This is a genomic window from Mycobacterium pseudoshottsii JCM 15466, from assembly GCF_003584745.1.
GTDB lineage: Bacteria > Actinomycetota > Actinomycetes > Mycobacteriales > Mycobacteriaceae > Mycobacterium > Mycobacterium marinum.
On the sequence record NZ_AP018410.1, the window covers coordinates 5,924,319 to 5,950,054 of the forward strand.

Annotated in this window: 23 protein-coding genes and 1 pseudogene; 9 read left to right on the top strand and 15 right to left on the bottom strand. The window is 66.5% G+C overall.

Annotation, left to right across the window (positions count from 1 at the left end; genetic code table 11):
* Positions 1 to 315 precede the first annotated feature (315 nt).
* From culp6 to glf, 8 genes are all read right to left on the bottom strand, one after another.
* On the bottom strand, positions 316 to 1,329 hold the full coding sequence (culp6, locus tag MPSD_RS27130) for a carboxylesterase Culp6 (protein WP_020785552.1): 1,014 nt from the start codon (positions 1,327 to 1,329) through the stop codon (positions 316 to 318).
* A gap of 236 nt (positions 1,330 to 1,565) precedes the next feature.
* Positions 1,566 to 2,471: an esterase family protein gene (locus MPSD_RS27135; RefSeq protein WP_012396869.1), complete on the bottom strand. Its 906-nt coding sequence runs from the start codon at positions 2,469 to 2,471 to the stop codon at positions 1,566 to 1,568.
* 175 nt (positions 2,472 to 2,646) lie between these two features.
* A complete protein-coding gene (ag85A, locus tag MPSD_RS27140) occupies positions 2,647 to 3,660 on the bottom strand; it encodes a diacylglycerol acyltransferase/mycolyltransferase Ag85A (RefSeq protein WP_086084853.1) in 1,014 nt (337 codons plus the stop codon).
* 396 nt (positions 3,661 to 4,056) lie between these two features.
* Positions 4,057 to 6,048, bottom strand: a complete 1,992-nt coding sequence (gene aftB, locus MPSD_RS27145; RefSeq protein ID WP_179953023.1) for a terminal beta-(1->2)-arabinofuranosyltransferase — start codon at positions 6,046 to 6,048, stop codon at positions 4,057 to 4,059.
* The gene (locus MPSD_RS27150) at positions 6,023 to 6,931 is read right to left on the bottom strand and encodes a decaprenyl-phosphate phosphoribosyltransferase (protein ID WP_011742458.1); all 909 of its coding nucleotides are present in this window, start codon (positions 6,929 to 6,931) and stop codon (positions 6,023 to 6,025) included. The genes aftB and MPSD_RS27150 overlap by 26 nt, the downstream gene beginning before the upstream one ends.
* Positions 6,928 to 7,473, bottom strand: a complete 546-nt coding sequence (locus tag MPSD_RS27155) for a phosphatase PAP2 family protein (protein WP_015357640.1) — start codon at positions 7,471 to 7,473, stop codon at positions 6,928 to 6,930. Before MPSD_RS27155 ends, MPSD_RS27150 begins: the two co-directional genes overlap by 4 nt.
* Positions 7,466 to 9,364, bottom strand: a complete 1,899-nt coding sequence (locus MPSD_RS27160) for a glycosyltransferase (protein ID WP_086084840.1) — start codon at positions 9,362 to 9,364, stop codon at positions 7,466 to 7,468. Before MPSD_RS27160 ends, MPSD_RS27155 begins: the two co-directional genes overlap by 8 nt.
* Complete coding sequence (gene glf / locus MPSD_RS27165) at positions 9,361 to 10,569, bottom strand: UDP-galactopyranose mutase (protein ID WP_020785547.1); 1,209 nt, start codon at positions 10,567 to 10,569, stop codon at positions 9,361 to 9,363. The genes MPSD_RS27160 and glf overlap by 4 nt, the downstream gene beginning before the upstream one ends.
* A gap of 288 nt (positions 10,570 to 10,857) precedes the next feature.
* Between glf and MPSD_RS27170 the strand changes: the two genes are divergently transcribed.
* Both MPSD_RS27170 and MPSD_RS27175 read left to right on the top strand, forming a co-directional pair.
* Positions 10,858 to 11,742: a hypothetical protein gene (locus MPSD_RS27170; protein WP_119571763.1), complete on the top strand. Its 885-nt coding sequence runs from the start codon at positions 10,858 to 10,860 to the stop codon at positions 11,740 to 11,742.
* 173 nt (positions 11,743 to 11,915) lie between these two features.
* The gene (locus MPSD_RS27175; RefSeq protein ID WP_179953024.1) at positions 11,916 to 13,568 is read left to right on the top strand and encodes an LGFP repeat-containing protein; all 1,653 of its coding nucleotides are present in this window, start codon (positions 11,916 to 11,918) and stop codon (positions 13,566 to 13,568) included.
* A gap of 15 nt (positions 13,569 to 13,583) precedes the next feature.
* On the opposite strand, the gene MPSD_RS27180 is transcribed toward MPSD_RS27175, so the two are convergent.
* The 4 genes from MPSD_RS27180 to MPSD_RS27195 are packed head-to-tail and all read right to left on the bottom strand — an operon-like array spanning position 13,584 to position 16,765.
* Positions 13,584 to 14,411, bottom strand: coding sequence for a Cof-type HAD-IIB family hydrolase (locus MPSD_RS27180; protein ID WP_049785276.1), 828 nt, complete (start codon positions 14,409 to 14,411; stop codon positions 13,584 to 13,586).
* Positions 14,408 to 15,193, bottom strand: a complete 786-nt coding sequence (locus MPSD_RS27185) for a lysophospholipid acyltransferase family protein (RefSeq protein ID WP_086084839.1) — start codon at positions 15,191 to 15,193, stop codon at positions 14,408 to 14,410. Before MPSD_RS27185 ends, MPSD_RS27180 begins: the two co-directional genes overlap by 4 nt.
* Before the next feature lie 33 nt (positions 15,194 to 15,226).
* On the bottom strand, positions 15,227 to 15,982 hold the full coding sequence (locus tag MPSD_RS27190) for a lysophospholipid acyltransferase family protein (RefSeq protein ID WP_086084838.1): 756 nt from the start codon (positions 15,980 to 15,982) through the stop codon (positions 15,227 to 15,229).
* A 3-nt stretch (positions 15,983 to 15,985) separates the two neighbouring features.
* Positions 15,986 to 16,765 carry a lysophospholipid acyltransferase family protein gene (locus MPSD_RS27195; RefSeq protein WP_012396880.1) on the bottom strand — a complete coding sequence of 260 codons (780 nt, stop codon included), beginning with the start codon at positions 16,763 to 16,765 and terminating at the stop codon, positions 15,986 to 15,988.
* 72 nt (positions 16,766 to 16,837) lie between these two features.
* On the opposite strand from MPSD_RS27195, the gene MPSD_RS27200 reads away from it, so the two are divergent.
* From MPSD_RS27200 to MPSD_RS27210, 3 genes are read left to right on the top strand one after another with little or no spacing between them, the layout of a single operon-like run.
* Complete coding sequence (locus MPSD_RS27200; RefSeq protein WP_036426106.1) at positions 16,838 to 17,668, top strand: aminoglycoside phosphotransferase APH(3'); 831 nt, start codon at positions 16,838 to 16,840, stop codon at positions 17,666 to 17,668.
* Positions 17,632 to 19,182, top strand: coding sequence for an MBL fold metallo-hydrolase (locus tag MPSD_RS27205; RefSeq protein ID WP_086084837.1), 1,551 nt, complete (start codon positions 17,632 to 17,634; stop codon positions 19,180 to 19,182). Before MPSD_RS27200 ends, MPSD_RS27205 begins: the two co-directional genes overlap by 37 nt.
* Positions 19,179 to 19,511, top strand: coding sequence for a hypothetical protein (locus MPSD_RS27210; RefSeq protein ID WP_015357650.1), 333 nt, complete (start codon positions 19,179 to 19,181; stop codon positions 19,509 to 19,511). The genes MPSD_RS27205 and MPSD_RS27210 overlap by 4 nt, the downstream gene beginning before the upstream one ends.
* A gap of 4 nt (positions 19,512 to 19,515) precedes the next feature.
* Here MPSD_RS27210 and MPSD_RS27215 read toward each other — a convergent pair whose 3' ends face one another.
* Both MPSD_RS27215 and MPSD_RS27220 read right to left on the bottom strand, forming a co-directional pair.
* Positions 19,516 to 21,093, bottom strand: a complete 1,578-nt coding sequence (locus MPSD_RS27215; RefSeq protein ID WP_012396884.1) for a phytoene desaturase family protein — start codon at positions 21,091 to 21,093, stop codon at positions 19,516 to 19,518.
* 50 nt (positions 21,094 to 21,143) lie between these two features.
* Positions 21,144 to 21,791: a TetR/AcrR family transcriptional regulator gene (locus MPSD_RS27220; protein ID WP_041300746.1), complete on the bottom strand. Its 648-nt coding sequence runs from the start codon at positions 21,789 to 21,791 to the stop codon at positions 21,144 to 21,146.
* A gap of 81 nt (positions 21,792 to 21,872) precedes the next feature.
* Here MPSD_RS27220 and MPSD_RS27225 point away from each other — a divergent pair, with 81 nt between their 5' ends.
* Entirely contained in the window at positions 21,873 to 22,355 is a 483-nt protein-coding gene (locus tag MPSD_RS27225; RefSeq protein ID WP_015357653.1) for a DUF2834 domain-containing protein, read from the top strand.
* Here MPSD_RS27225 and serS read toward each other — a convergent pair.
* Positions 22,352 to 23,611, bottom strand: coding sequence for a serine--tRNA ligase (gene serS / locus MPSD_RS27230; RefSeq protein ID WP_020785539.1), 1,260 nt, complete (start codon positions 23,609 to 23,611; stop codon positions 22,352 to 22,354). The genes MPSD_RS27225 and serS overlap by 4 nt on opposite strands.
* Before the next feature lie 120 nt (positions 23,612 to 23,731).
* Here serS and MPSD_RS27235 point away from each other — a divergent pair, with 120 nt between their 5' ends.
* The 3 genes and pseudogenes from MPSD_RS27235 (at position 23,732) to MPSD_RS30050 (ending at position 25,733) form a co-directional block, all read left to right on the top strand.
* On the top strand, positions 23,732 to 25,102 hold the full coding sequence (locus MPSD_RS27235; protein ID WP_086084849.1) for a septum formation family protein: 1,371 nt from the start codon (positions 23,732 to 23,734) through the stop codon (positions 25,100 to 25,102).
* A 4-nt stretch (positions 25,103 to 25,106) separates the two neighbouring features.
* Positions 25,107 to 25,527, top strand: a pseudogene (locus MPSD_RS27240) (metallopeptidase family protein).
* The gene (locus tag MPSD_RS30050) at positions 25,524 to 25,733 is read left to right on the top strand and encodes a hypothetical protein (RefSeq protein WP_145987921.1); all 210 of its coding nucleotides are present in this window, start codon (positions 25,524 to 25,526) and stop codon (positions 25,731 to 25,733) included. The pseudogene MPSD_RS27240 and the gene MPSD_RS30050 overlap by 4 nt, the downstream one beginning before the upstream one ends.
* The last annotated feature ends 3 nt before the right edge of the window (positions 25,734 to 25,736 follow it).

Sequence of the window (25,736 nt, forward strand, 5' to 3'; positions counted from 1 at the left end):
GGGCCCTCTCCTGTCACAACACTGCTCAGTCGGCTACGCCGACGGGGTTACATTTCGGTCGGCTGGGCCGACGTTTTACATCTGTGCGCGGACCAGCCCTCGAGCGGCGCGCGCGAGCCACAGCTCGCGCGACGGTGCCAGCTTCGACCCGATGCGGCCTTCCACATGCTCTTAAATTTCTCTTAACGTTAAGGGGCAGGGCGCGACAGACCAAATCACAAGGTACCGCTGTTTGCGCCTGCCATCGCGAGCGAGTCGCTGTGTCCCCCTGGCGAGGCCCGCTGGCGGTCGCCGATCGCTACTACCGGGACTCGATCACCCGTGTTTGGGATGCGGTGCCTTGTCGATGAGTTCATGGGCCCAGTTCAGCGTCCACTCGGTAGCCGGCTCCCCATCGGAGCTCCAGAAGTCCGGGGTGGCATACATCGCGTGAACCGGCTGACCCGCTCCGCCGGCCAGGGTGTTCAGGGTGGTCGGCAGGTTGGCGGGGCTGAAAGCTTCTTGCGGGGCGGCGCAGATCAGGTCGCCCTCGGCGCAGATTTCGTTGGTCCGGTCATCGAGCGCACCGAATCCGCCGGGCCGGGGGCCGGTCATGGTCAATCCGAGCCCGGACAGCACCGGCACCTCGTGCAGGGTGATTTCGGCGCCTTCGCCCGGCGGGCTGGGCGGGATGTCGTTGCCCACCCCGGGCTGCCGGCGCCCGTCGGCAATCAGCGTCACACCCAGCACCAAGTCTTCGTCGACGGGTCCGCGGCCGTTGCCGATATCGCTGGCCACGTCGCCGGCGATCACTGCGCCCTGGGAAAACCCGACCAGTACGTAGCTGGTCAGGGGGCACCTGTTGTTCATGTCCGTCATTTCCGCGACCATCGCGCGGGCGCCTTCGGCCCGGCTGTCGTTATAGGACATCTTGCCGTCGGCACTCAACGGATTGTGGAACTGCGCGGTGTAGGGAACCGTGTAGGTCTGCACCCGGGATTCGGGGAAGTCCGTGGAGATCGGCCCGGTGACCTTGAGCAGCAACGCTTTGGGGAACGTCAGCGGGTTGAGCGGGTCATCCTGGGGCGATGACTCCCAGGTGCCCGGAACCGCGATCAACTGCACGTCGGGGCACGACGCATCCTGGAATGCCGGCCGGGGCTTGCGCGGGTGGGGGGTGGTGGGCGCCGGAGTCAAGATGCCCGGCGGTACCGCGCTCGGCGGGGTTTCGGAATGGCGCAGCAGGATCACCCCGGCCACGATGACCAACGCCACCACCGATGCCATCGCACCCGCGGCGACCCAGGCAAGGATCCGGTGTCGGCGTCTCCGCCGGGAGTTCGTGGCCATGTTCTCCTGCTGCAGGGTAGGTACTTATCAGTGTGGGTACAGGTGCTGGGGGCGGCGGTGTCGCGCCCGCTCACCACCCGAGCCACCCGAACTCACCCGCACCGCGTATTGACGCGGCGGTACCGCCCTTAGCTGCACTCCATACACGGTACCGGCTCACCACGGGGTTACTTCCCGGCTGACAGATACAGCGGGTGTCGGAGCAGCGCCGTCAGCCGAGGTCGTACGCCGGCCGGCTAGCGGATTGCGCCGACGATATCACCAGACATCGCACCCAGCTGCGCTGACCACGAGCCCCAGCCGTTGTCGCCGCCGCCCGGGAAATCAAAGTGGCCGTTGTGCCCGCCAACGTTGCGATACTGCTGGTAGAACGACCGGCTGTCGCCCATTGCCGCACCGGCCTGGCCGATCATGGCCGCGGGATCACTGGCGCCCGGGTTGGTCGGACTCCACACCCACACTCGGGTGTTGTTCTGCGCCAGCAGGGCGGCGTGGACCCACGGGTCGTGCCACTTCCACCGACCCAACTGTGGGGCACCCCACATGCCGTTGCCATCCACTCCGCCGAATTGCTGCATCCCGGCCAGGATCGCCCCGTTGGTGGTGGTGCTCGACGGGTACAAGAACCCGGACAGCGATCCGGCGAAACCGAACCGGTCGGGGTGGAATGCGGCCAGCGCCATCGCGCCGTAGCCGCCCTGGGACGCACCGACCGCGGCGTGGCCGCCGGGCGCCAGGCCCTTGTTGGCAGCCAGCCAATCGGGCAGCTCACTGGAGAGGAAGGTGTCCCACTGCTTGCTGCCGTCCTGTTCCCAGTCGGTGTACATGCTGAACGCGCCGCCCGCCGGCGCGACCACCGAGATTCCTTTGCCGCCGAGGGTGTTCATCGCGTTACCCGCGGTGACCCAGTTGCTGACATCGGGGCCGGCGTTGAAGGCGTCGAGAAGGTAGGCCGCGTGCGGCCCGCCGGCCAGGAAAGCCACCGGGATGTCTCGGCCCATTGCGCCCGAGGGGACCATCAGGGTCTCGTACGGAGCGGCGTTGGCCTTTCCGGTGGATCCCGTGGCCACCGTGATACCGCCCAACGTGACTGACAGCACGGCAACGCAGAGCAGCCGTATCACCACTGACACACCCCTCATGTCCACCTCCATCGTGTATCGCTGCGTGCTCACAGCAAGGCCCGGCCCGCACGTAGCTAACCACACCGGCTACGACCGGATAAAGGGGAGATAACGCCAGAAATGATTAACGGCGGCGACCCCTGAGGGCCGCCGCCGTTAATCGCTGTTCTGTTAGTACGCCGAGCGCTTGGTACTAGGCGCCCTGGGTGTCACCGGTGTTGGGTGTCGCACCCAGCGTGTGCTGCAGGTCAAGCTTCATAGCGTTGAGCTGCGCACCCCAGTACTCCCAGCTGTGCGTGCCGTTGTCGTCGAAGTTCCACACGGCGTTGTGGCCACCGGCAGCGTTGTACGCGGCCTGGAACTTCATGTTGCTGGTCCGGACGAAGCCCTCCAGGAACTTCGCGGGCAGGTTGTCGCCACCCAGGTCAGACGGCTTGCCGCTACCGCAGTACACCCAGATCCGGGTGTTGTTGGCAACCAGCTTGCCGACCTGAAGCATCGGGTCGTTACGCGCCCAGGCCGGGTCGTCCTTCGGGCCCCACATGTCGGAAGCCTTGTAGCCGCCCGCGTCACCCATGGCCAGGCCGATCAGCGACGGGCCCATGCCCTGCGACGGGTCCAGCAGTGCCGACAGCGAGCCGGAGTACACGAACTGGTCGGGGTGGTAGGCCGCCAGGATCAGGGCCGACGAACCCGCCATCGACAGACCAACCACGCCGCTGCCGGTGGGCTTGACACCCTTGTTGGCCGACAGGTACTGCGGCAGCTCGCTGGTCAGGAAGGTCTCCCACTTGTAAGTGGTGCAGCCAGCCTTACCGCAAGCCGGGTTGTACCAATCCGAGTAGAAGCTGGACTGGCCACCGACCGGCATGGCGACCGAGATGCCCGACTGGTAGTACCACTCGAACGCGGGGGTGTTGATGTCCCAACCGCTGAAGTCGTCCTGCGCACGCATGCCGTCCAGCAGGTACAGCGCCGGAGAGTTGGCGCCACCGCTTTGGAACTGGACCTTGATGTTGCGGCCCATCGCCACCGAGGGCACCTGCAGGTATTCCACCGGCAGGCCCGGCCGCGAAAACGCACTCGCGGTCGCCGAGCCGCCGACGAAGCCGACCAGACCCGATAGCAGGGCCGCGCCAACGGCTCCCACCATGAGTCGGCGCGACGTACCCGTCACGGCGCCACGAAACCTGTCAACAAGCTTCATCCTTGCTTCCTCATCCTCATTCATTTAGGCGCATCCGGTTAGATCGGGCGCATCCTCAACTAGGTCAGACTGCGCGCGGTGGGCCGCAGTGCCCGTGTAGTCAACCACATCTTTGGGCCGATCCTCTCATCGAAGACGGCGCGCAGTTCGTTACCCAGCGGGGATCCGGACCGATTTTTCGGACCCGCCCGCCACCGCAACGTTGCGTTTTCGCACGTGCCCGCGGTTCCGTGCGCGCGGGTGACAGATCAAATGTGATGTTTCTGTCAGTATCCGATCAAACCAGGGTCAGCCCCGGCGTGCGGTGCGATCGAATCCGACCCAAATATTTACCAAACCGAATATTGCGCCGCGCAGCGGCACCCCCAAAACGGTCCGGCGCCACTACCGACTTGCTCATTCCCGAGGCGGGGCGGGCGGGACGTCGGGCACCTCGAGGCCACACCTGACCAGCTCATACAGCGGCACCCGGTTGATCCGGTACCGGGTGAACTCAAACGAGTGCACCACGTTGGACACGAACCGGTGCAGGCTCATCGGTGCCCGCACCGAGTTCAGCACCGCCTGGGTGGCGGGGCATCGCAGGGCGGCCTCGGCCTGCGCGACCCACTGCTGATCGAGGTAGGCGGGGACACCCGGATACCACTTCACCCACGGACCGTCGGCGATCACCCAGTCCGGGAACAGGTTCTTGTCGTGGCCGATACGGCCATGCTCGAGCCGCCCGGTGTGCGCGGCCAGCGGGTTTGCCAGACCGATCTGGTCCAGCACCCGGACGTCGAGCCCGACGTTCATGCCAACCATGCCCAAGTTGGTGAAAAACACCGTGTGCTGCGGCTTTTCGCTGGCCGGGATGCCGGGGGCCGATCCGGGCTTGATCATCGGCGCCAGATCCCACTGGGTGTAATTGCCCGACGGCAACAGCAACGCCCCGTCCGGGGTGTTGTTGAGCGCCGTCAGAATGGCGGCCATCCGCGGGTAGTCGAGGTAGTCGGCGGCGGTCAGCGGGTGCGCGTGCCCGGTGGCCTGAGCGTAGAAACGGCGCTCATCGACGATCCCCGAATAGCTGACGTGGGTGGCGTCGTCACCCATCCCCGGCGAATTCGCCGCCCACAGTGACCAGCCCGCAACGCCCAACCACAGCACGCTGACGGCACCGGCCACCCAGTAGCCGGTCTCACGCGAATAGTCCTTGCCATCGGGCACGACCAGGGGAATGACGGCGACGGGCGCCAGCACGCAGAACAGCGGCGCCAACAGCACCCGGCCATGCATGAAGTCGCCACCCTGGCGAATCCAGTACAGCGCCTGCAGTACGCCACTGCCGGCCATGAAGACCACCACCGCGGTCGGGCTCTGCACCGCGCGGGCAAACCGTCCGTAATCGGGTGCCAGCACCGGGCGCAGGAACGCGGGCCGCCGCCGCGCGAACATCACGACCACTCCCAGCGGCACCACCAGCACCAGCGGCAGCCAAAGCGCATACGGCCGGTTGAAGTTCGTCAGGTAGACCATGCCCTGCGACCATTTGTCCCTCGCGGCGTCTTTGGCCAGCGCCGTGCCGGGAACCAGCAAGCCGTAGTAGCCCATCCGGAAGATCTGGTAGGCCACCGGCAGCAACCCACCGGCGAGCACGATCAACCCGCGACGACGCCAACTGCGGGCCGCGATCAGCATCATGATCAGGGCCAGCCCACCGATCAGCGCCAGCTCCGGGCGCACCAGCACACTGCATCCGGCGACGAAGGCCAGCAGGCCGATGAAGACCGGGTTGTCCGAGCGACCCCGCAGCGGCTGCGACCAGCAGACCATCATCCACCACAGCAGTCCCAGGTAGGCCAGCACCAGACCGCTTTCCAGGCCGGACGTCGCGAAGTCACGCGCCGGGGGTACCGCGATGTAAACCAGCGCCCCCGCGGGCAACATGATCGCCCGACGGCCGCGCAGGCTCGGCGCATACAGCCGGCCGGCGCCCAGCATCACCAGCACCACACCCAGCACCGACAGCGTCAGCGCTACCGCCAGCGCGACGTACTCGAGCCGCATCGGCCCGCCGACCCAGCTCGCCGCGTAGAGCAGATAGGTCCACACCGTCGAGGTGTTGGCCTCCACCCGTTCGCCCATGTTGAACACCGGCCCGTTGCCGGCCAACAGATTGCGCACCGTGCGCAGCACGATGAGTCCGTCATCGGCGATCCAGCGTCGTTGCCAGGCTCCCCACCCGAACAGCAGGGCAATGATCGCCACACCGATCCACAGGCTGATCCGGACCCAGGGGTCATACGGAAACGCCGGCCACCTGATTGGCCGCAGCACTGGCCGCCGTGCCAGCGCACCGGCCTGCAGGGCCTTGAGTCTGGAGCTAGCCGAAGGCAACAGCGGCCCCAACTGTTCCTATCCACGCCAGCGCCAACAGCTGCAACACCCGGTCCCGCAGGGCGATCTCCTCGGGCTCCCCGGCCAATCCCCCGTCGACATCGACCGCGTAGCGCAGGATGGCGATGGTGAACGGCACCATCGACGCCGCGAACCAGGATCCCGAGTAGTTGTCCCGCTCGAACGCCCACAGCCCGTAACACACCACCACGGCGGTGGCCGACAACGTCCAGACGAACCGCAGATAGGTACTCGTATAGCTTTCCAGCGACTTGCGGATCGCCGCACCGGTGCGCTCGGCGAGCTGCAGCTCGGCGTAACGCTTGCCGGCCACCATGAACAGCGACCCGAACGCCGCCGTCAGCAGGAACCACTGCGACAACCGGATGTCGGTGGCCGCGCCGCCGGCGATGGCGCGGATCAAATACGCCGATGACACGATACAGATGTCGATCACCGCTTGGTGCTTGAGGCCGAAGCAGTAGCCCAACTGCATGGCGAGGTAAACGACCATCACCACGGCCAGGCTCGGGGTCAACCACCAGGCCAGCCCCAGTGACGTCACGCCCAGCGCCACCGCCAACGTGTACGCCAGCCATTCGGGCACCACGCCGGCGGCGATGGGGCGAAACCTCTTGGTGGGGTGCTCCCGATCCGCCTCGACGTCTCGCACGTCGTTGATCAGATAGATGGCCGAGGCGGCCAGGCTGAACACCACGAAGGCCACCAAGACCTCGAACAGCACTTCCGCGTAGCCGTACCGGACCCCGCGGCCCGCCGCGGCCAGCGGGGCGGCCAGCACGAGCACGTTCTTCACCCACTGACGTGGGCGCATCGCCTTGACCACACCGGCCACCAGGTTGGTCGGGGGTCCGGTCACCACGTCTTCGCTCATAGCGACATACCTTTTGTCGAGACCTTGTCGAGTCGCGCGGCGATGGCCGCGACGCTGGCACCCACGGCGACGCCGGCGGCCACGTCGCTGGGATAGTGCACCCCCAGCAGTATTCGAGACAGGGCCATCGGCGGCACCAACACCGCCGCGCCCGCAGCTTCGGACACCCCGGCCGCCCTGCTGAGCAGGATGGCCGCGGCGGCCGTCGAGGTGGCGTGCGCGGACGGGAAACTCAGCTTGCTGGGCGTGCCGACGTTGACCGTCACGGCCGGGTCATGGGGCCGTTTGCGCCGCACCACCCGCTTGATCACCACGGCGGCGGCGTGCGCGACGAAGGTGCCGGCCCCCGCGACCACCCACTCCCGGCGCCGGCTCGGGAACAGCATCGCGCCCAGCGCCGACACCAGCAGCCAGCCCACGCTGTGCTCGCCGAAGTGGGAGAGCCCGCGCGCCGTGCCCAGCACCCCGGGGCGATCAGCCAGTGCCGACTGAACCGCGACGATCGCCGCGGCTTCACCGCGCGGTGGCGCCGGTTCAGGCATGCTCGGGCTCGTGGCTCGTCGCCGGCAGCAGCGCCGTCTCCCATTTCTGCTTGCTCGACAGCACCGGCAACGCGTTGCGGTAGGTCCTGCGCATCTCGTCGAATCGCTTGGACAGCTCCCGCTGACGGCGCAGCGACTGCCACAGCAGTGAGAGCATCTTGGCCCGGTCGCGCTGCCGATAGACCACGCCACACCCGTCGGCCGTCGTCACGGTGACGCCGTCGACCGTGCACAGCCGGAACCAGCGGGCGTCTTGGGTCGGCACGTTGAATTCCGGGCGGCCATGGTGGGCCGGGTCGGCGGTCTTGAGGTTGTGCAAGATGCCGCGGGCCAACCGGTAGCCGATCGTCACCGGGTTGGTGGGGGGCTTGTTCACGATGTTCTTGTGCAATGGCGGGGGCAGCTCACTGGCCGCGGGCAGCACCACCGCATCCGGGTAGGACTTGCGAATGCGGTGCACTTCCGGCAGCGCCGATTCCAGGATCGAGAAGATGTGTTCGGGGCCGGCGAGGAAGTCGTCGATGGCCTTGTTCTGGATCTCCACCGTCGAATACTCGAGGCAAGCGAGGTGTTTCAGCGTCGCCTTGAGGTGACTGCGGACCAGTCCGGTGACGTCACCGTCCCAGTGCATGGCCGCGACCACCAGCCGGTTGCGCAGATGGAAATAGGCCTGCCAGTCGATGGCATCGTCCTTGTCGCTCCAAGCCATGTGCCACACCGCCGCCCCCGGCAGGGTGACGGTGGGGTAACCGTGTTCGGCGGCCCGTAGCCCGTAGTCCGCGTCGTCCCATTTGATGAACAACGGCAGTGGCTGGCCCAGCTCCTCGGCCACCTGCCGCGGGATCATGCAGGTCCACCAGCCGTTGTAGTCGACGTCGATGCGCCGGTGCAGCAGCTTGCTCTTGTCTTCGTTGTCGTTCAACGGGTATTCGGCGAAGTCGTGGTCATACTCGGCGTGCGAGGCCGCGGTCCACATGAAGTTCGCCCGGTTCACCACTTCGCCCATGATGTGCAGGTGTGACGGCTCCTGCAGGTTGAGCATCTGCCCACCCACCAGCATCGGGCTCTTGGCGAAGCGGTGCATCGCCAGCACCCGCAGGATCGAGTCCGGCTCGATGCGGATGTCGTCATCCATGAACAAGATCTGCTGGCAGTCGGTGTTCTTCAGCGCCTCGTACATGACCCTGCTGTAGCCACCGGAACCGCCCAGGTTGGGCTGGTCATGGATGGAGAGCCGGTCGCCCAAGCGGGCTGCGGCGGCCGGGAAGTCCGGGTGATCGCGCACTTTGCGGGTGCCTTGGTCCGGCACGATCACCGCGCCGACGACCTCGTCCACCAAGGGGTCCGCGGTGAGTTCGCGTAACGCGTTGGCACAGTCCGCGGGGCGGTTGAACGTCGGGATGCCGACCGCGATGTTGGCCGTTCCCGGCGCGGGCTCGGCCGCGTACCAGCCCGCGTTGAGCAAGGTCACCGCGGTGTCGGTGGTGATGTCGAACCAGATCCAGCCGCCGTCTTCAAACGGCGTCAGCGCCACCTCGATCTCGAGCACGGCCGGCTTGTCCTCATCACCGGCAAATGCGCGCCCTTCGACGAAGATGCGCGCTCCGGTGGCCTTGGTCCGGTAGACGTCGACGCGCCCGGCACCGGACAACTCGACGCGCAGCACCACGGACTTACAGATCGACCAGCGTCGCCAGTAGCTGGCCGGAAACGCATTGAAGTAGGTGGCGAAGGAGACCTCGGATTCCGGACCGATCTGCAGCGAGGTCCGGCTGGTCGCATGCGCGCGCCGAGCGTTGGTGGTCGACTCCTCGAGGTACAGCTTGCGCACGTCGAGCGGTTCGCCCGGACGCGGCTGGATGACTCGGGACAAAAGGCTTACGGCACTCATCCGCGCGCACTCTCCTCGGCCGGCGGTTCCGCCAGCGGTCTACCGTCGCGCAGGTGCGACGCGAGGACGTTGTCATACATGCTCAAAGCGCTGGCAATGGCCATATGCATATCCAGATATTGATAGGTGCCCAAGCGCCCGCCGAACAGAACCTTCGATGACGCGGTCTCGGACTTCGCCCGGGTCCGGTAGGCGGCCAACAGGGCGCGGTCGGCCTCGGTGTTGATCGGATAGTAGGGCTCGTCCTCGTCTTCGGCGAACCGGGAATACTCGCGCATGATCACCGTCTGGTCCGACGGGTATTCGCGCTCGGGATGGAAGTGGCGGAATTCGTGGATGCGGGTGTAGGGGACGTCGAGATCGTTGTAGTTCATCACCGACGTGCCCTGGAAGTCTCCGATCGGCAGCACTTCCACGTCGAAGTCCAGGGTGCGCCAGCCCAGCCGGCCTTCGGCGTAGTCGAAGTAGCGGTCTAGCGGGCCGGTGTATACGACGGGAGCCTCGGGGTTGGCCGCGCGCAACTCGTCGCGGACGTCGAACCAGTCGGTGTCGAGCCGGACCTCGATGCGGTCGTCGGCGGCCATGTTCTGCAGCCACGCGGTGTAGCCGTCGACGGGCAATCCCTCGTAGGTGTCACTGAAGTACCGGTTGTCGAAGGTGTAGCGCACCGGCAGGCGGGTGATGTTCGCCGCCGGCAGCTGCTTCGGGTCGGTCTGCCACTGTTTGGCGGTGTACCCCTTGACGAACGCCTCATACAGCGGGCGCCCGATCAGGGAGATGGCTTTCTCCTCGAGATTCTGGGCGTCGGCGGTATCGATCTCGGCGGCCTGCTCGGCGATGAGTTGGCGCGCTTCGGCGGGACTGCAGTACTTGCCGAAGAACTGCGAGACCAGACCCAGCCCCATCGGGAACTGATAGGCCTGCCCGTTGTGCATCGCGAACACCCGGTGGCGATAGTCGGTGAAGTCGGTGAACTGCCCCACGTAGTCCCACACCTTCTTATTGGAGGTGTGAAACAGGTGCGCACCGTACTTGTGGACTTCGATACCGGTCTGCGGCTCGGGTTCGGAATATGCATTACCGCCGATGTGCGGGCGCCGCTCGACAACCAGGACACGCTTGCCGAGTTGGGTAGCCACGCGCTCGGCGATCGTCAGGCCGAAAAATCCGGAGCCGACGACGAAGAGGTCAAAGCGTTCGGTCATCGGTTGCCTAGGGTATCCGACCTTCCTGCGAAAACCCGATTTGGCAGGACGACAAGGTCAGGGTTGCACCGGCTTTCGACAACCCAAGCAGGCCCTAAGCAGGTCTAAAGCGGGTCCGATGACCCCGATGGGCCGAAGATGCCACCTTAGGTAGCGATTGCCTCACGATTCGATATAACCACATTAGTCTCACCAACCTCACTCGTACCATCGAGCGTGTGGGTTCGAGCCGCCGAGGACAGCCGGCGCGAACCGACGCTACACATAGTCCAGATTGAGGAGACTTCCGTGCCGAATCGACGCCGACGCAAGCTCTCGACAGCCATGAGCGCGGTCGCCGCCCTGGCAGTTGCGAGTCCATGTGCATACTTTCTTGTTTACGAATCGACCACCGAGACCAAGCCGACCGAACACCACGAGTTTGTGCGGGCGGCCAGCGTGGCCGACCTGCCCACCGAGTTGATGACCGCGCTGTCGCAGGGTTTGTCCTCGTTCGGGATCAATCTGCCTCCAGTGCCCAGCCTCACCGGCGGTACCGGCACCGGCATGAGCCCGGGGTTGACCAGCCCCGGCTTGACCAGCCCGGGTCTCACCAGCCCAGGCCTGACCACCCCGGGTCTGACGCCGGGAATGCCGGGAGACTTGGCCCTGACGGGCACGACGCTGCCCCCGACACCGGGCGCCGCCGTCAACCCCGCACTCACCAATCCGGCGTTGACCAGCCCGACCGGCTTGGCACCCGGCTTGACCAGTCCGACTGGCCTGGACCCGTCACTTGGTGGCACCAACGAGATTCCCATCACGACGCCGGTCGGCCTGGACCCCGGGATGGACGGCACCTATCCGATCCTGGGTGACCCCAGCCTGGGATACGGGCCGGGGACCTCATCCCTGGGCGGCAGCGGCCTGGGCAGCAGCACCGGCGGCGGCGGAATCCTCAACGACGTGATGCAGGCCGCCAACCAGCTGGGCGCAGGCCAGGCCATCGACCTGCTCAAGGGCGTGCTGATGCCTTCGATCATGCAGGCCGTCCAAAACGGTGGCGCAGCCGCGCCGGCGGCCGCAGCGGCGGTGCCCGAACTACCCGCCGCGGCAGCGGCACCCGCGGCGGCCGCACCTGCGGCAGTCGCACCGGCTGCGGCGGCTGCCGCAGCCGCGGTACCGCCGATCTAATCGGCACCTAGCGAAAGGCCCCAGAACCTGTCACTTGACGACACCGCAGAGTCACGCTGGACCCGAACCCACCCCCCAGCTACTTATCCTCTGCGGTGTCGTCGACAGGTTTTCGGCCCATTACCCCGTGTTGCCTCACAAGAAACATCAGACACACAAGTAACATCCCTTTGGTGCCGTCCCGCAGTCGCGCACCGACCATGCTGCTCACCGCCATCGCGGCGACGGTCGTCATCGTCTCGTGGGTGCTGACCCGTCCCCCTCCCAGCACCCACGAGCAGCCGTCGGCTCAGGACACCCGGCTGGTCGAGCAGCCGCTGGTCGGCCTCGGCGGCGGCGTCACGGTGCGCCAACTCACCCAGGACGAGCCGTTCTCCCTAGTGGCGCTGACCGGGGATCTGGTCGGCACCTCAGCACGGATGAGGGCCAGGCAGTCGGATGGTTCGTGGGGGCCGTGGTACCAGGCGGAGTACGAAACCGCCACGCCCGACGAGCAAGGCGCCGGGGCACCGGCAACGGCGGGGACCTCGGAGCGACCGCGTAGCACCGAACCGGTCTTCGTGGGCACCACCAACACGGTCGAGATCGCGGTCACCCGCCCGATCGACGCCCCGGTGACTCAGCCGCCACCCACCGGCGAACCCGAGCCCGTTGACCTTGGTTACCGTCCGGCCACCAAGGAGCTGCCGTTCGGGCAGAACATTTCGGCGGTGCTCATCTCCCCGCCGCAGGCCCCGGCCGGCACCCACTGGACCCCGCCCACCGGGGTCACCATGCCTGGCCAGGCGCCCCCCATCATCAGCCGCGCGGATTGGGGAGCGGACGAAGCGTTGCGCTGTGAGAGCCCGGAATACGACCGGGCGGTACGCGCCGCGGTGGTCCATCACACGGCGGGCAGCAACGACTATTCCCCGTTGGAATCGGCGGGCATCGTCAAGGCGATCTACACGTATCACAGCAAGACGCTGGGCTGGTGCGACATCGCCTACAACGCGCTGGTCGACAAGTACGGTCAGATCTTCGAGGGCAGTGCCGGCGGGCTCACCAAACCGGTCGAAGGGTTCCACACCGGCGGATTCAACCGTGACACCTGGGGTGTCGCGATGATCGGCAATTTCGATGACGTGGCGCCCACGCCGCTGCAGATCCGTGCCGTCGGACGACTGCTGGGGTGGCGGCTGGGCATCGCCGAAGTCGACCCCAAGAGCATGGTGGAGCTGGAGTCCACGGGCAGTTCGTACACCACCGTTCCCGGCGGCGCCATCGCGAAACTGCCGGCCATCTTCACCCATCGCGACGTCGGCAACACCGATTGTCCCGGCAACGCCGCCTACGCCCTGATGGACGAGATCCGCGAAATCGCATCCCATTTCAACGACCCGCCGGAGGAGCTGCTCAAGTCCTTGGAGGGCGGCGCGATCTACCAGCGCTGGCAGGAGCTGGGCGCGATGAACAGCGTGCTGGGGGCACCGACATCTCCGGAAGCGGACGGGGCCGACGGCGCGCGCTACGCCACCTTCGCCAAGGGCGCGATGTACTGGTCACCGACCACCGGCGCCCAACCGGTGACCGGCGCGATCTATGACGCGTGGGCCTCGCTGAGCTACGAACGCGGCCCGCTCGGATTGCCGACCAGCGCCGAGATACAGGAGCCGCTGCGGATTACGCAGAACTTCCAGCACGGTGTGTTGAACTTCCAACGGCTCACCGGCAACGTCTCCGAGGTCGTCAACGGGATCACCACACCGCTGGCGACCAAACCCCCGAGCGGGCCGATGGTGCCACCCGAGCACTTCTCGCTACCAATCCACCCGATCATTCCCTGAGGCGCGGCGACGCGCTCAGAACCACCAGCGCTCGAGCACCTTGGCGACACCGTCCTCACTGTTGGGGGCGGTGACCTCGTTCGCGGCGGCCAACGCGTCGGGATGGGCATTGCCCATCGCCACACCCAAACCGGCCCGCAACAGCATCGGCACATCGTTGGGCATATCGCCGAACGCCACCACGTCCGTATCGGCAATGCCCAAGGGCGCCGCGACGTCGCGCACACCGGTGGCCTTGCTGATGCCCAGCGGCACGATTTCGACCAGCCCGTTGTTGGTCGAGTAGGTGATGTCGCCCTCGATGCCCACGTGCTTGGCCAGTTCGGCCGCCATGTCCGCGCTGGCGGCACCGGCCTTGCGGATCAGCAGCTTGATCGCCGGGGCACTGAGCAGGTCTTCGATCGACACCTCGGTGTTGTCCGGGTTGAGCCAGGCGTGCTCGTAGCCGGGCGAGCTGACGAACTGTGGGGTCGCCGTGTCGTGGGCTCGCTCGCCGATTCGCTCGACCGCCAACCCAGACCCGGGAATTACCCGACTGGAAACCTCCGCCAACGTGGCCAGCGCCTCAACCGAGAGGGTGTGCGCCGACACCACCCGGTCGGTCGCGGGATCGTAGATGACGGCGCCATTGGCGCACACCGCCATCGGCGTGAACCCGAGTTCTTCGACGACCGGCCGTACCCAGCGCGGCGGCCGGCCGGTGGCCAGAATGAAGGTCGCGCCGCCGGCAACCGCGGCGCGCACCGCATCGCGGGTGCGTCCGGAGACGTGTTCATCATCGTTTAACAAGGTGCCGTCGACGTCGCAGGCGATGAGCGCCGGCCGGCTCTCCGGTGTGGTCAGTGTGGTCCGCCTTCGCTGGAACTGCGTGAGGTAACGCCGTCATATCCGCGCTTGCGGGCGCGTTCGGCCAACTCCGCGATGCGGAATTGGCTGGACTGCTCTGGACCGGGCGCGCCGCCGCCCAGCCGCTGTGGCACCCAGAATTCCCCTTCGGGGTGAGGGTACTGCTCCTGCACCCAGTGCGGCATCGATTCCATCGCTTGCCGCAGCGTGGCGTTGAGTTCCGTCGGATCGCCCGCCGGCGGCAGCCCGGGCCCAATGGCCACACTGATCGGAACCTTGTTGCGGAACAGATTCTTGGGGTGACCCTTCGGCCAAATCCGCTGCGCGGCCCAGACGATCATCGGAACTATCGGTACCTGAGCCTCGAGCGCCATCCGGGCCGCCCCGGTCTTGAATTCCCGTAGTTCGAGGCTGCGGCTGATCGTCGCCTCGGGGTGTACCCCGACCAGTTCACCCTCACGCAGTCGTTGGACGGCGACCCCATAGACATTGGCGCCCTCGGCGCGGTCAACGGGAATCAGCTGGGCGTGCTTGATCACATAGTTGACCGACCTCACCTCCTGCATCTCGGCCTTGATCATGAACCGCAGCCGACGTTTGCGTTCCTTGGCGGCAATGGAGGCAGGGACCCAGTCCACATAGCTGGTGTGGTTGAGGGCGATCAACGCGCCGCCCCGGTCGGGGATGTTCTCCAACCCGTAGTAGGTGATCTTGTTTCCGTTAGCGGCAACGATCGACGGAACAAGCACTTCCATCATTCGGAAGAATGGCTCTGCCATCCTTCGGTTCCTCCTTCTGTCCTTCAGCCGCCACTACCGCGATTGATGCGGTGTCCGGCCGGCGGCCCTGGCGGCAGCCTCGTCAGCGTCCAGCCGAGCTGCCTCGGCCGGAGTCGGCGCGGTGCCGCCAAGCCGGCGCGGCACCCAGTACTGCCCTGCTGGCTGCGGGTAGCTCCGTTGCGCCTCCTGCAGCAGCATGGTCATCGCTTGGCGCAGGGCGGCGTCGGTCTGCGCAATGTCACCGGCAGCCGGTAAACGCGGGCCAACCTGCACGACGATCGGAACCTTGGCGCGTCCGATGTGCCTGGGCTGGCCCTTGGTCCAGATCCGCTGAGCACCCCAAACAATAACCGGCACAATCGGCACGTCTGCGTCCAGCGCCATCCGCGCGGCCCCGGTCTTGAACTCCTTGAGCTCGAAGCTCCGGCTGATCGTCGCCTCTGGGTAGACGCCGACCAGCTCCCCTTCGCGAAGGCGCTGCACCGCTAGGGCATAGGCGCCCGCCCCCGCGCCGCGATCCACCGGAATGGTCCGAGTGCGCTTGATCAGGAAGTTGACCACCTTCACTCGTTGCATTTCGGCCTTGATCATGAATCTCATGCGACGGTGCCGCCGATTCATTGCCAGCGCGGCCGGAAGCCAGTCGACATAGCTGGTGTGATTGATCGCGATCACCGCGCCGCCCCGCTCGGGCACATTCTCGACGCCGACATAAGCGATCCGGGTCCCCGTGGCCAGCACCAGCAACTTGGCCAGGATCTCGAGGGTCCGGTAGGTCGGCTCCGCCATGCGCTACTGCTCCGGCGCTCCCGCGGGATGGGCTCGTTGGGCACGGCGAGCGGCCCGCTCCGCCGCCTCCTGCGCATCCATCTGCGCCGCCTCGGCCAGCGATGGCGCGCTGCCGCCCAGCCGGCGCGGCACCCAGAACTCCCCGGACGGATGCGGCCCGTACTGCTCCTGCGCTTGGTCGAGCAGGTGCTGCATCCGGGAGTGCAGCAGATTGCTCAGCTCCGCGGTCGGCAGCGTGGGTTCGATCGGTTCGCCGACGACCACCACGATCGGCACTTTCGGGCGGAACAGCTTCTTCTTGTGGCCTTTGGTCCAGATCCGCTGGGCGCCCCAGACGATGTGGGGGACGATCGGCACCCCAGCCTCGAGCGCCATCCGCGCGGCGCCGGACTTGAATTCTTTGATTTCGAAACTTCGGCTGATCGTTGCCTCCGGATAGACCCCGACCAGCTCACCGGCCTTGAGCAAGCGGACCGCAGCGTCATAGGACGCGGCGCCGTCGGCCCGGTCCACCGGGATGTGTCGCAGCTTGCGCATGATGGGACCGGTGATCTTCTGGTCGAAGACCTCCTGCTTGGCCATGAACCGCACCTTGCGCCCCAGCCGCTGCTGGTAGGCCGGCAACCCGCCGAAGGTGAAGTCGAGGTATCCGGTGTGGTTGATTGCGATGACCGCACCACCCTGGACGGGTATGTTCTCCACACCAGTCACGGTGATGCGGAGCCCCTGGATGCGCCACGTCAAGCGGGCAAGCTGAATGACCGTCCCGTATACCGGTTCCACAGCAGTCAAGCCTAGTGCTCCCGGCCGGCGGTCGGTTGAAGTGGCGAATTTGAAGTCCGAAAGAGGAGTGCTTTGTCCTTCCCCGCCGCACCTCCCGCGGTGCCCCCGGTTGTCCGACGGCTTGCCGCCGGGCGCCCCGTGCAAGCCGTCTGGGCCAACGAACTGGGCGGTGTGACCTTCCGGGTGGGCCCCGGCGCCGAGTTCATCAAGGTGGCCAGAACCGGCGTCTTCGACTTCACCGCCGAGGCGCAACGCTTGCGCTGGGCGTCAGCACACCTCACCGTGCCGGCGGTGCTGGACTTCGGGGTCGAGCAAGACTGGGCGTGGCTACGCACCGCGGGGCTACCCGGCGTCTCGGCCGTGCACCCCCGCTGGGTGGCCGCACCCGATGTCGCCGTGCGGGCCATCGGTGTGGGGTTGCGCACACTGCACGAGCGCTTGCCGGTCCGAGCGTGCCCATTCGACTGGTCTGCGCAAAGCCGACTGGCGCGGCTGACCGCGGCGGGCCGGGCTAATGTCGGCGCCCCGCCCCCGATCGATCGGTTGGTGGTCTGCCACGGCGACGCGTGTGCACCCAACACCCTGATCGCCCAGGACGGCAACTGTTGCGGCCACGTCGACCTCGGCACGCTGGGCGTGGCCGATCGATGGGCCGACCTGGCGGTAGCAACGTTGTCGTTGCAGTGGAACTTTCCCGGCCACGGTTGGGAGGCGAAGTTCTTCGCCGCCTACGGAGTGGCGCCGGACCCGCGGCGAATCGATTACTACCGGCGGCTGTGGGGGCCGAGGATCTCGACTCAAGCTAAGCTCGATGCTGCATTTGGCGCCGAACATGCGTCAGCAGTAGCTGTTGCAGGAAGGTATTTGTGCAGGTCACAAGCGTCGGCCACGCCGGCTTTCTGATTCAGACCCAGTCCGGCAGCATTCTGTGCGACCCCTGGGTCAACCCGGCCTACTTTGCTTCTTGGTTCCCGTTTCCGGACAACAGCGCACTGGACTGGGACGCCATCGGCGACTGCGACTACCTATATGTCTCGCATCTGCACAAGGATCACTTCGACGCCGAGAACCTGCGTTCGCACGTCAACAAAGACGCGGTGGTGCTGCTCCCGGACTTCCCCGTGCCGGATCTGCGAAATGAACTCGAGAAGCTGGGATTTCACCGGTTCTTCGAAACCACCGGCTCGGTCAAGCACCGGCTCAGCGGGCCCCGCAGCGATCTCGACATCATGATCATCGCGCTGCGGGCGCCGGCCGACGGTCCGATCGGTGACTCCGCGCTAGTGGTTTCCGACGGCGAGACCACCGCCTTCAATATGAATGACGCACGACCGATCGAGCTGGACATGCTGGCATCGGAGTTCGGCCACGTCGATGTGCACCTGCTGCAGTACTCCGGCGCGATCTGGTACCCGATGGTCTACGACATGCCGGCCCGGGCCAAGGAGGCGTTCGGCACCCAGAAGCGACAGCGCGGGATGGACCGGGCGCGCCAGTACGTCGCGCAGGTGGACGCGACCTGGGTGGTGCCGTCGGCGGGACCACCGTGTTTTCTGGACCCCGAGCTGCGCGAGCTCAACGACGACCGCAGCGATCCGGCCAACATCTTCCCCGACCAGATGGTCTTCCTGGACCAGATGCGCATCCACGGCCATGATCGCGGTTTGCTGATGATTCCCGGATCGATCGCGGATTTCACCGGATCGACCCTGAATTCGCTGAGCCACCCGCTGCCCACCGAAGACGTCGAGGCCATCTTCACCACCGGAAAGTCCGCCTACATCGCCGATTACGCCGACCGGATGGCTCCGGTGATCGCCGCCGAACGGGCGAGCTGGGCCCCCGCGGAGGGCGAGCCGCTGCTGGAGCCGTTGCGCGCGCTGTTCGAGCCGATCATGTTGCAGAGCAATGAGATCTGCGACGGTATCGGTTACCCCGTGGAACTGGTCATCGGCGCCGAAACCGTCGTACTGGACTTTCCGAAAAGGACGGTGCGCGAGCCGATTCCCAACGAGAAGTTCCGCTACGGGTTTGCCATAGCGCCGGAGCTGGTGCGCACGGTACTGCGCGATCAAGAACCCGACTGGGTCAACACCATCTTCTTGTCCACCCGCTTCCAGGCCTGGCGCGTGGGTGGTTACAACGAATACCTGTACACGTTCTTCAAGTGCCTCACCGACGAGCGGATCGCCTACGCCGACGGCTGGTTCGCCGAGACTCACGACGACTCCGCTTCAATCACTCTGGACGGCTGGGAGATTCAGCGCCGCTGCCCTCACCTCAAAGCCGACCTATCGAAGTTCGGTGTGGTAGAAGGCGATACGTTGACCTGCAACCTGCACGGGTGGCAGTGGCGCCTGGAGGACGGCCGCTGCCTCACCACCCGCGGTCACCAGCTGCGGAGCTCGCGGAAATGATGCGGTTCTACGACGACGGCGTGGTCCAGCTCGATGGGGCCGCGCTGACGTTGCGTCGCTACCACTTCCCGTCGGGCACCGCGAAGATCATCGCGCTGGACACGATCCGCGGCTACCGTGCCGAATCGCTGGGACTGCTCACCCATCGCTTTCGCATCTGGGGCAGCTCGGATCTGCGCCGCTGGCTGCCGATGGACATGAACCGGCCGCTCAAGTCGACGTTGATCACCCTCGACATCCCCGATGCTCGTTGGCAACCGGCCTTCACCCCGGCGCGTCCAGACGATTTCATCGCGCTGCTCGACGAACTGCTCAGCGACCGGCGCTGACCCGCTAGCGGTCGGCCAGCGCCGCACGACCGGCGTTGAAACCGGGGATGAAGGTGATTCCCGGTCCGCCATGGCATCCCGCGCTGCCCAGGTAGAGCCCGGCGATCGGGATCGGCTGGCCGATGAAGCCTCTCGGACCCGGCCGGTTCTGACCTATCTGGTCGGGGTGCAACAAGCCGTGGCAGTAGTCGCCACCGGGCGCTCCGAACATGACGCCCATGTGCTTGGGAGTGAAGGTGGTGTGCCGGATGATGCTGCGCTCGAAGTTGGGCGCCAAGCGGGTGACCTTGTCGATCACCCGTTGCCCCATTTCGGTCTTGGCCTGTCCGTACTCATGGGAGTCTTGCTCGCCCTCGATCGGGAACCACATCGCGAACGCCGATGCGGCGTGCTTGCCCGGCGGCGCCAGGTCGGGGTCGTGCACCGACGGTACCTGCAACACGACGGTCGGGTCGGCCGGCACGATCCCGCGGCGGCAATCCTCCCACTGCTGCTGCACTTCCTCTGGCGTGCAGAAAATGCCGATCGAGGCCTGCATGGCCGGATCGTTGAGGGCCTCATACGGCGCCGCGAACGCCGGGGCTTCCTCGAGGGCGAAGTGCATCTGCAGGTAGCTACCGCGGTGGTCGATGTGTGCGTAGCGATCCCGGACATCGCTGGGCAGCACCGTCGGATCGATCAGGTCGTTGATCGTGACGTCTGGGGCAATCGCGGAAACCACGATCGGGGCGGCCACGATGTCGCCCGCCTCGGTGCGTACGCCACTGATCCGCGCTCCGGCCTCGGCGCTGTCGACGAGGATCTCGCTGACCTTGGTGCGCAACCGCAACTCGCCGCCGTCGCGCTCGAACAGCCGGCACAGATGTGCGGTGAGTGCGCCGATGCCCCCGCTCAGCTTCTTCATCTGCACGAAGTCTCCGTCGGGGATACCCAGACCGAAGGCAAGCGCGGCGGCGCTACCCGGCGTGGCCGGTCCCCGGTAGATGGTGTTGACGGCCAGGACCGTCATCGAACCCCGTAGTGCGGCGTGCTTTTCCCGGTCCGGAAAGTACCGGTCCAGCACGTCGGTGACCGACCCGAACAGCATGTCGTCGATGGCCGATCGCTCGAATTCGTTGGTGGCGCACGCATACATCTGGTCGAAGGTCTTGGGGAGCGTGTCGGATTCGAACCGCCCGAGCGCCCGGGTCGGCGCCTGACTCCAGGCCAGCAGGCCCGCCATCCCGGTGACCGCGTCGGCCCCGTGCACCTCGTTGAGGTGGGCGAACATCTTCATCGGGTCGGTGTACTGGACCAACGGATCGTCGCCCACGCCGCGTAGGGCTACCGACATCACTTCCAGATCCACGGTCGGCAAGGTGTCCAGGCCGAGTTCGCTGATCACCGCGGCCGCCGTCGGGAACTGCACCGATCCGGCAATCTCGAACCGGTAGCCGTCAAACAGTTCGACGGTGGAGGCCATGCCGCCGGCGTAGAGCTTCGCGTCCAGGCAGAGGGTGCGCAGGCCCGCTCGCTGCAGCAGCACCGCGGCGGTCAGGCCGTTGTGCCCCGCGCCGATCACTATCGCGTCATACTCCGCCATGCTCTCGACCTCCCGAGTTGGAGGCTGGCACGGTCCGAAAGTTTTGTCAATTATGACGAAACAGTCCGGGGCCGGTCGGGGCACCAGGTGTTGGTGAGCCCGGCCCGCAACGTCTCCAGCGCCAGCTGACACACCCGCGCCAACTCGCCGAGGGACCGGTCTTCGCCCAGCATCCACACTTCCATCGCGCCGAACACCGCGGCCGCGATGCAACGCGCGGTCACCGCGGTGCGAACCCGGGCATCCGGGGTTTGCGCCGACGTTCCCGCCGCGGCACAGCTACGTCGTCGCAGCTGAGCCGCGATCACCTCGGCGAAGTCGGCCTGGACCTCCTGAATGTGCCGGACGATGCGGCTTGGGTCCAGCTCCCCACCGCGCAGGGTGGCGATTTTCGCTACGGCTTCAACGTCATACGGGAAGGCGAAGATCGCGGTCTGTACCGAGTCGATGATCGCCTCGTCGACGGGACGGGCGTCCAGCGCCGCGCGAAACCAATGCAAACCGGTGTAGTCGGCAAACAGCAGATCGTGCTTGGACCTGAAGTGGCGATAGAACGTGCGCAGTGACACCCCGGCATCGGCGGCGATCTGCTCGGCCGACGTCTCCTCGACGCCCTGGGCCAGGAATCGCACCACCGCGGCCTGGCGCAGGGCCTCGCGGGTGCGTTCGCTGCGCACCGTCTGCGCGGGCCTGACCATGGCAGTAAGGTACCTCAACCCGCGACCCCGACAGTTATGTCAATATTGACAAAACTTCGGGATAGGGGTGAGACTGCGCCCATGGTGTCGCTTCTTGTCCACGCGGTTCTCGGAATTGCCGTCATCAGCTGGATCATCGCGTCGAACCCTCAGGTGTATGCCCGGCCGGCCGCAGGTGCGTGGTTCTCCCCGCCGGAATGCGTGTACTACGCGGTCGGCATCGCCTCGATCGCCTTTGGCTGGTACTTCAACATCCGCTTCGTCCGGGAGTACTCGCACGGCGCGACCAACCCCATCTGGGGCCCGGGCAGCTGGGCGGACTACATCCGGCTGATGTTCACCAACCCGGCCGCCGGTTCGGCCAGCCAGGACTACACGATCGCCAACGTGATCCTGCTGCCGCTGTTCTCCATCGTCGATGGCTACCGACGCGGTCTGCGCAGGCCCTGGCTGTACTTCGTGTCCAGCCTGTTCACCAGCTTCGCCTTCGCGCTGGCGTTCTACTTCGCCACCATCGAACGCCAGCACCGCCACGAACAGGCTCGCGACAAGGTGGGCGTCTAGCCCTTGGGCTCGAGCACCTCGGTGCCCACGAACCCAACCAGGGCCGCGGGAACCCGCACGCTGCCGTCGGGCTGTTGGTGGTTTTCCAGAATCGACACCAACCACCGCGTCGTGCCCAGCGTGCCGTTCAACGTGGCCGCGATCTGCGGCTTGCCGTTGGCGTCGCGGTAGCGCGTCGCCAGCCGTCGGGCCTGAAACGTGGTGCAGTTCGAGGTGGAGGTCAGCTCGCGGTAGGTGCCCTGGGTCGGTATCCACGCCTCGCAGTCGAACTTGCGGGCGGCCGAGGCGCCGAGATCGCCGGCCGCCACGTCGATCACCCGATAGGGGACCTCGATCTGCGCCAGCATCTCGCGCTGCCAGGCCAGCAGCCGTTGATGTTCGGCCTCGGCGTCGGCGGGGGCGCAGTAGACGAAGCCTTCCACCTTGTCGAACTGGTGCACCCGGATGATGCCGCGGGTGTCCTTGCCGTAGCTGCCGGCCTCGCGCCGAAAGCATGACGACCATCCGGCGTAGCGCAACGGCCCCTCGGACAGGTCCACGATCTCGTCGGCGTGATAGCCCGCCATCGGCACCTCAGAGGTGCCCACCAGGTACAGGTCGTCGGCCTCGAGCCGATAGACCTCGTCGGCGTGGGCCCCGAGGAATCCGGTGCCGGCCATCACCTCGGGACGCACCAGCACCGGCGGGATCATCGGGATGAAGCCGTTGTCGACGGCCAGCCGCAGCGCCAGCTGCAACAGACCCAGCTGCAGCAACGCACCCTGACCGGTCAAGAAATAGAATCGCGACCCTGCCACCTTGGCGCCGCGCGCCATGTCGATCAGGCCCAGCGATTCGCCGAGTTCCAGGTGGTCTTTCGGATTGTCTAGCGCGCGGGGTTCGCCGACCACGTCCAGCACCGCGTAGTCGTCCTCCCCGCCGGCGGGCACGCCGTCGAGGATGACGTTCGGTATTGCCATGTGCGCTGCGGTGAAGGCCGTCTCGGTTTCGGACTGCGTCGCCTCGGCGGCCTTGATCTGCTCGGCGAGATCCTTGGCCCGTTGCAGCAGGGCGGGACGCTCTTCGGGCGATGCACCACCCACGCTCTTGCTGGCGGCTTTCTGCTCGGCCCGCAGGGAGTCCGCGGTCGAGATCGCGGTCCGGCGGGCCGTGTCCGCCGTGAGCAGGGCATCTACCAGCGCCGGGTCTTCGCCGCGGCTGAGCTGGGATCGGCGTACGACGTCGGGGTCTTCCCGGAGCAGTTTCAGGTCGATCACGGCCGCAAGACTACTTTTGACGGGTTGGCCGCGTCGCGTCAGCTCGGCTTCTGTCGGGCTCTGGTATCACATGTGCAACATTGGTCACGTGGCTATGTGGGCCCTGTAAGAATGGAACTGATGTTGGACGCGCCCGAGAAGGAGCTCGCACCGGATAGCGAGCCTGACCCCGACGCCGAAACTGCCGCCGAAGCGGAGCAGCCGTCGGCCGGCTTCCGGTGGCCGCGTGCCCTGCAAGCGTCGGCGACCAGGCGCGGGTTGCTGCTCACCGCACTAGGCGGCCTGCTGATCGCCGGGTTGATCACCGCGATCCCCGACGTTGCCACCGGGCCGGGCCGGCTGGCCGGCTACATCGACAACAACCCGGTGCCCAGCACCGGCACCAAGAGCAACGCCGCTTTCAACCGCGCCACCACCGGCGACTGCCTGATGTGGCCGGAAGGCACACCGGAGGCGGCCACCATCGTCGACTGCGGCGATGAGCACCGGTTCGAAGTCGCCGAGTCCATTGACATGCGAACCTTCCCCGGTTCGGAGTACGGGCCCGACGCCTCTCCCCCATCACCGGCCCGCATTCAGCAGATCAGCCAGGAACAGTGCCAGGCCGCGGTGCGCCGCTACCTCGGCGCCAAGTTCGATCCCAACAGCAAGTTCACCACCAGCATGCTCTGGTCCGGCGACCGGGCGTGGCGTCAGGCCGGCGAGCGCCGCATGTTGTGCGGCCTGCAGTTGCCCGGTCCCAACAACCAACAGACCGCGTTCAAGGGCAAGGTCGCCGACATCAATCAATCCAAGGTCTGGCCGGCCGGCACCTGTTTGGGCATTGATTCGACCACCAACCAGCCAATCGATATTCCGGTCGACTGCGCGGCGCCCCATGCCATGGAGGTCACCGGCACGGTCAATCTGGCGGAGAAGTTCCCCGACGCCCTGCCTCCCGAGCCCGAGCAGGACGGGTACATCAAAGACACCTGTACCCGGATGACCGACGCCTACCTCGCCCCCATCAAGTTGCGCACCACCACCCTGACCCTGATCTACCCCACGCTGTCGCTGCCGAGCTGGTCCGCGGGCAGCCGCGAAGTCGCGTGCAGCATCGGCGCGACGCTGGGCAATGGGGGCTGGGCCACGTTGGTGAACAGCGCCAAGGGGGAGCTGTTGATCAACGGGCAGCCACCGGTGCCGCCGCCCGACATTCCCGAAGAGCGGCTCACGTTGCCGCCCATTCCGCTGCAGGTGCCGCCCGCCGCGCCCGCGCCCGCGCCCCGGCAGACCCAAACGGCTCCGCCGAGCAATCAGCATCTGCCCAATCAGCAACCGGTGGTGACGCCGTCGCGGGCACCCGCCGCCCCGGCCACCACAACCCAGGCGACTCAGCCGCCGCCGGCGACCCAAAGTCAGCCGCCGCCCGCCGATGGCGGCGCACCACCGCCTGCCCAAGCACCCGAACCCGAGGCCCCCGCGCCCGCGGAACCCGCACCGGGAGGCTAGCCGGGTGGCGGTGCGGATGGACCCCCGGCGGTTCGACGAACTGGTCTCTGACGCACTGGACCTGATTCCGCCCCAGCTGGCGGCCGCTATGGACAACGTCGTGGTGCTGGTCGCCGACCGCCACCCCGACGAACACGACCTGCTCGGCCTTTACGAGGGGGTCGCCCTGACCGAGCGTGATTCCGACTACGCCGGAGCCCTGCCGGACGCCATCACGATCTACCGGGAAGCGCTGCTGGATGTCTGCGAGTCCGCCGACGAGGTTGTCGACCAGGTGGCGATCACGGTGATCCACGAGATCGCCCACCATTTCGGTATCGACGACGACCGGCTGGGCCAGCTGGGCTGGGCGTGATCGGCCATCGAATTACGATGGGCGCGCCAACCCGGCGATGTCGGGGTGCGGTGCTATGAACGGTCTATGAGCACAGGCTGCCGCGACTGCCGGGCAGGCTTGGAACACTGCCACGGGACCTTGATTCGGCACGTGGAGGGTCCACTATCCGGCCGGTCGGAATGCACCGAATCTGATTGTGACGACGCCGAGCTGATACCGCACACCTTCGTCGTCGACTGCGCGGCCATCGGCTGCACTTGCGGCGAGAGCGCCGCGGTCACCCCGGCGGGGTGACCG

Bases quoted from the DNA above. Each gene is read 5' to 3' on its own strand.
- MPSD_RS27235 (WP_086084849.1), top strand. From the start codon at position 23,732: ATGTTGGACGCGCCCGAGAAGGAGCTCGCACCGGATAGCGAGCCTGAC.
- MPSD_RS30050 (WP_145987921.1), top strand. From the start codon at position 25,524: ATGAGCACAGGCTGCCGCGACTGCCGGGCAGGCTTGGAACACTGCCAC.
- MPSD_RS27210 (WP_015357650.1), top strand. From the start codon at position 19,179: ATGATGCGGTTCTACGACGACGGCGTGGTCCAGCTCGATGGGGCCGCG.
- MPSD_RS27155 (WP_015357640.1), bottom strand. From the start codon at position 7,473: ATGCCTGAACCGGCGCCACCGCGCGGTGAAGCCGCGGCGATCGTCGCG.
- MPSD_RS27215 (WP_012396884.1), bottom strand. From the start codon at position 21,093: ATGGCGGAGTATGACGCGATAGTGATCGGCGCGGGGCACAACGGCCTG.
- MPSD_RS27225 (WP_015357653.1), top strand. From the start codon at position 21,873: ATGGTGTCGCTTCTTGTCCACGCGGTTCTCGGAATTGCCGTCATCAGC.
- ag85A (WP_086084853.1), bottom strand. From the start codon at position 3,660: ATGAAGCTTGTTGACAGGTTTCGTGGCGCCGTGACGGGTACGTCGCGC.
- MPSD_RS27220 (WP_041300746.1), bottom strand. From the start codon at position 21,791: ATGGTCAGGCCCGCGCAGACGGTGCGCAGCGAACGCACCCGCGAGGCC.
- culp6 (WP_020785552.1), bottom strand. From the start codon at position 1,329: ATGGCCACGAACTCCCGGCGGAGACGCCGACACCGGATCCTTGCCTGG.
- MPSD_RS27190 (WP_086084838.1), bottom strand. From the start codon at position 15,982: ATGGCGGAGCCGACCTACCGGACCCTCGAGATCCTGGCCAAGTTGCTG.
- MPSD_RS27185 (WP_086084839.1), bottom strand. From the start codon at position 15,193: ATGGCAGAGCCATTCTTCCGAATGATGGAAGTGCTTGTTCCGTCGATC.
- MPSD_RS27160 (WP_086084840.1), bottom strand. From the start codon at position 9,364: ATGAGTGCCGTAAGCCTTTTGTCCCGAGTCATCCAGCCGCGTCCGGGC.
- MPSD_RS27150 (WP_011742458.1), bottom strand. From the start codon at position 6,931: ATGAGCGAAGACGTGGTGACCGGACCCCCGACCAACCTGGTGGCCGGT.
- MPSD_RS27135 (WP_012396869.1), bottom strand. From the start codon at position 2,471: ATGAGGGGTGTGTCAGTGGTGATACGGCTGCTCTGCGTTGCCGTGCTG.
- glf (WP_020785547.1), bottom strand. From the start codon at position 10,569: ATGACCGAACGCTTTGACCTCTTCGTCGTCGGCTCCGGATTTTTCGGC.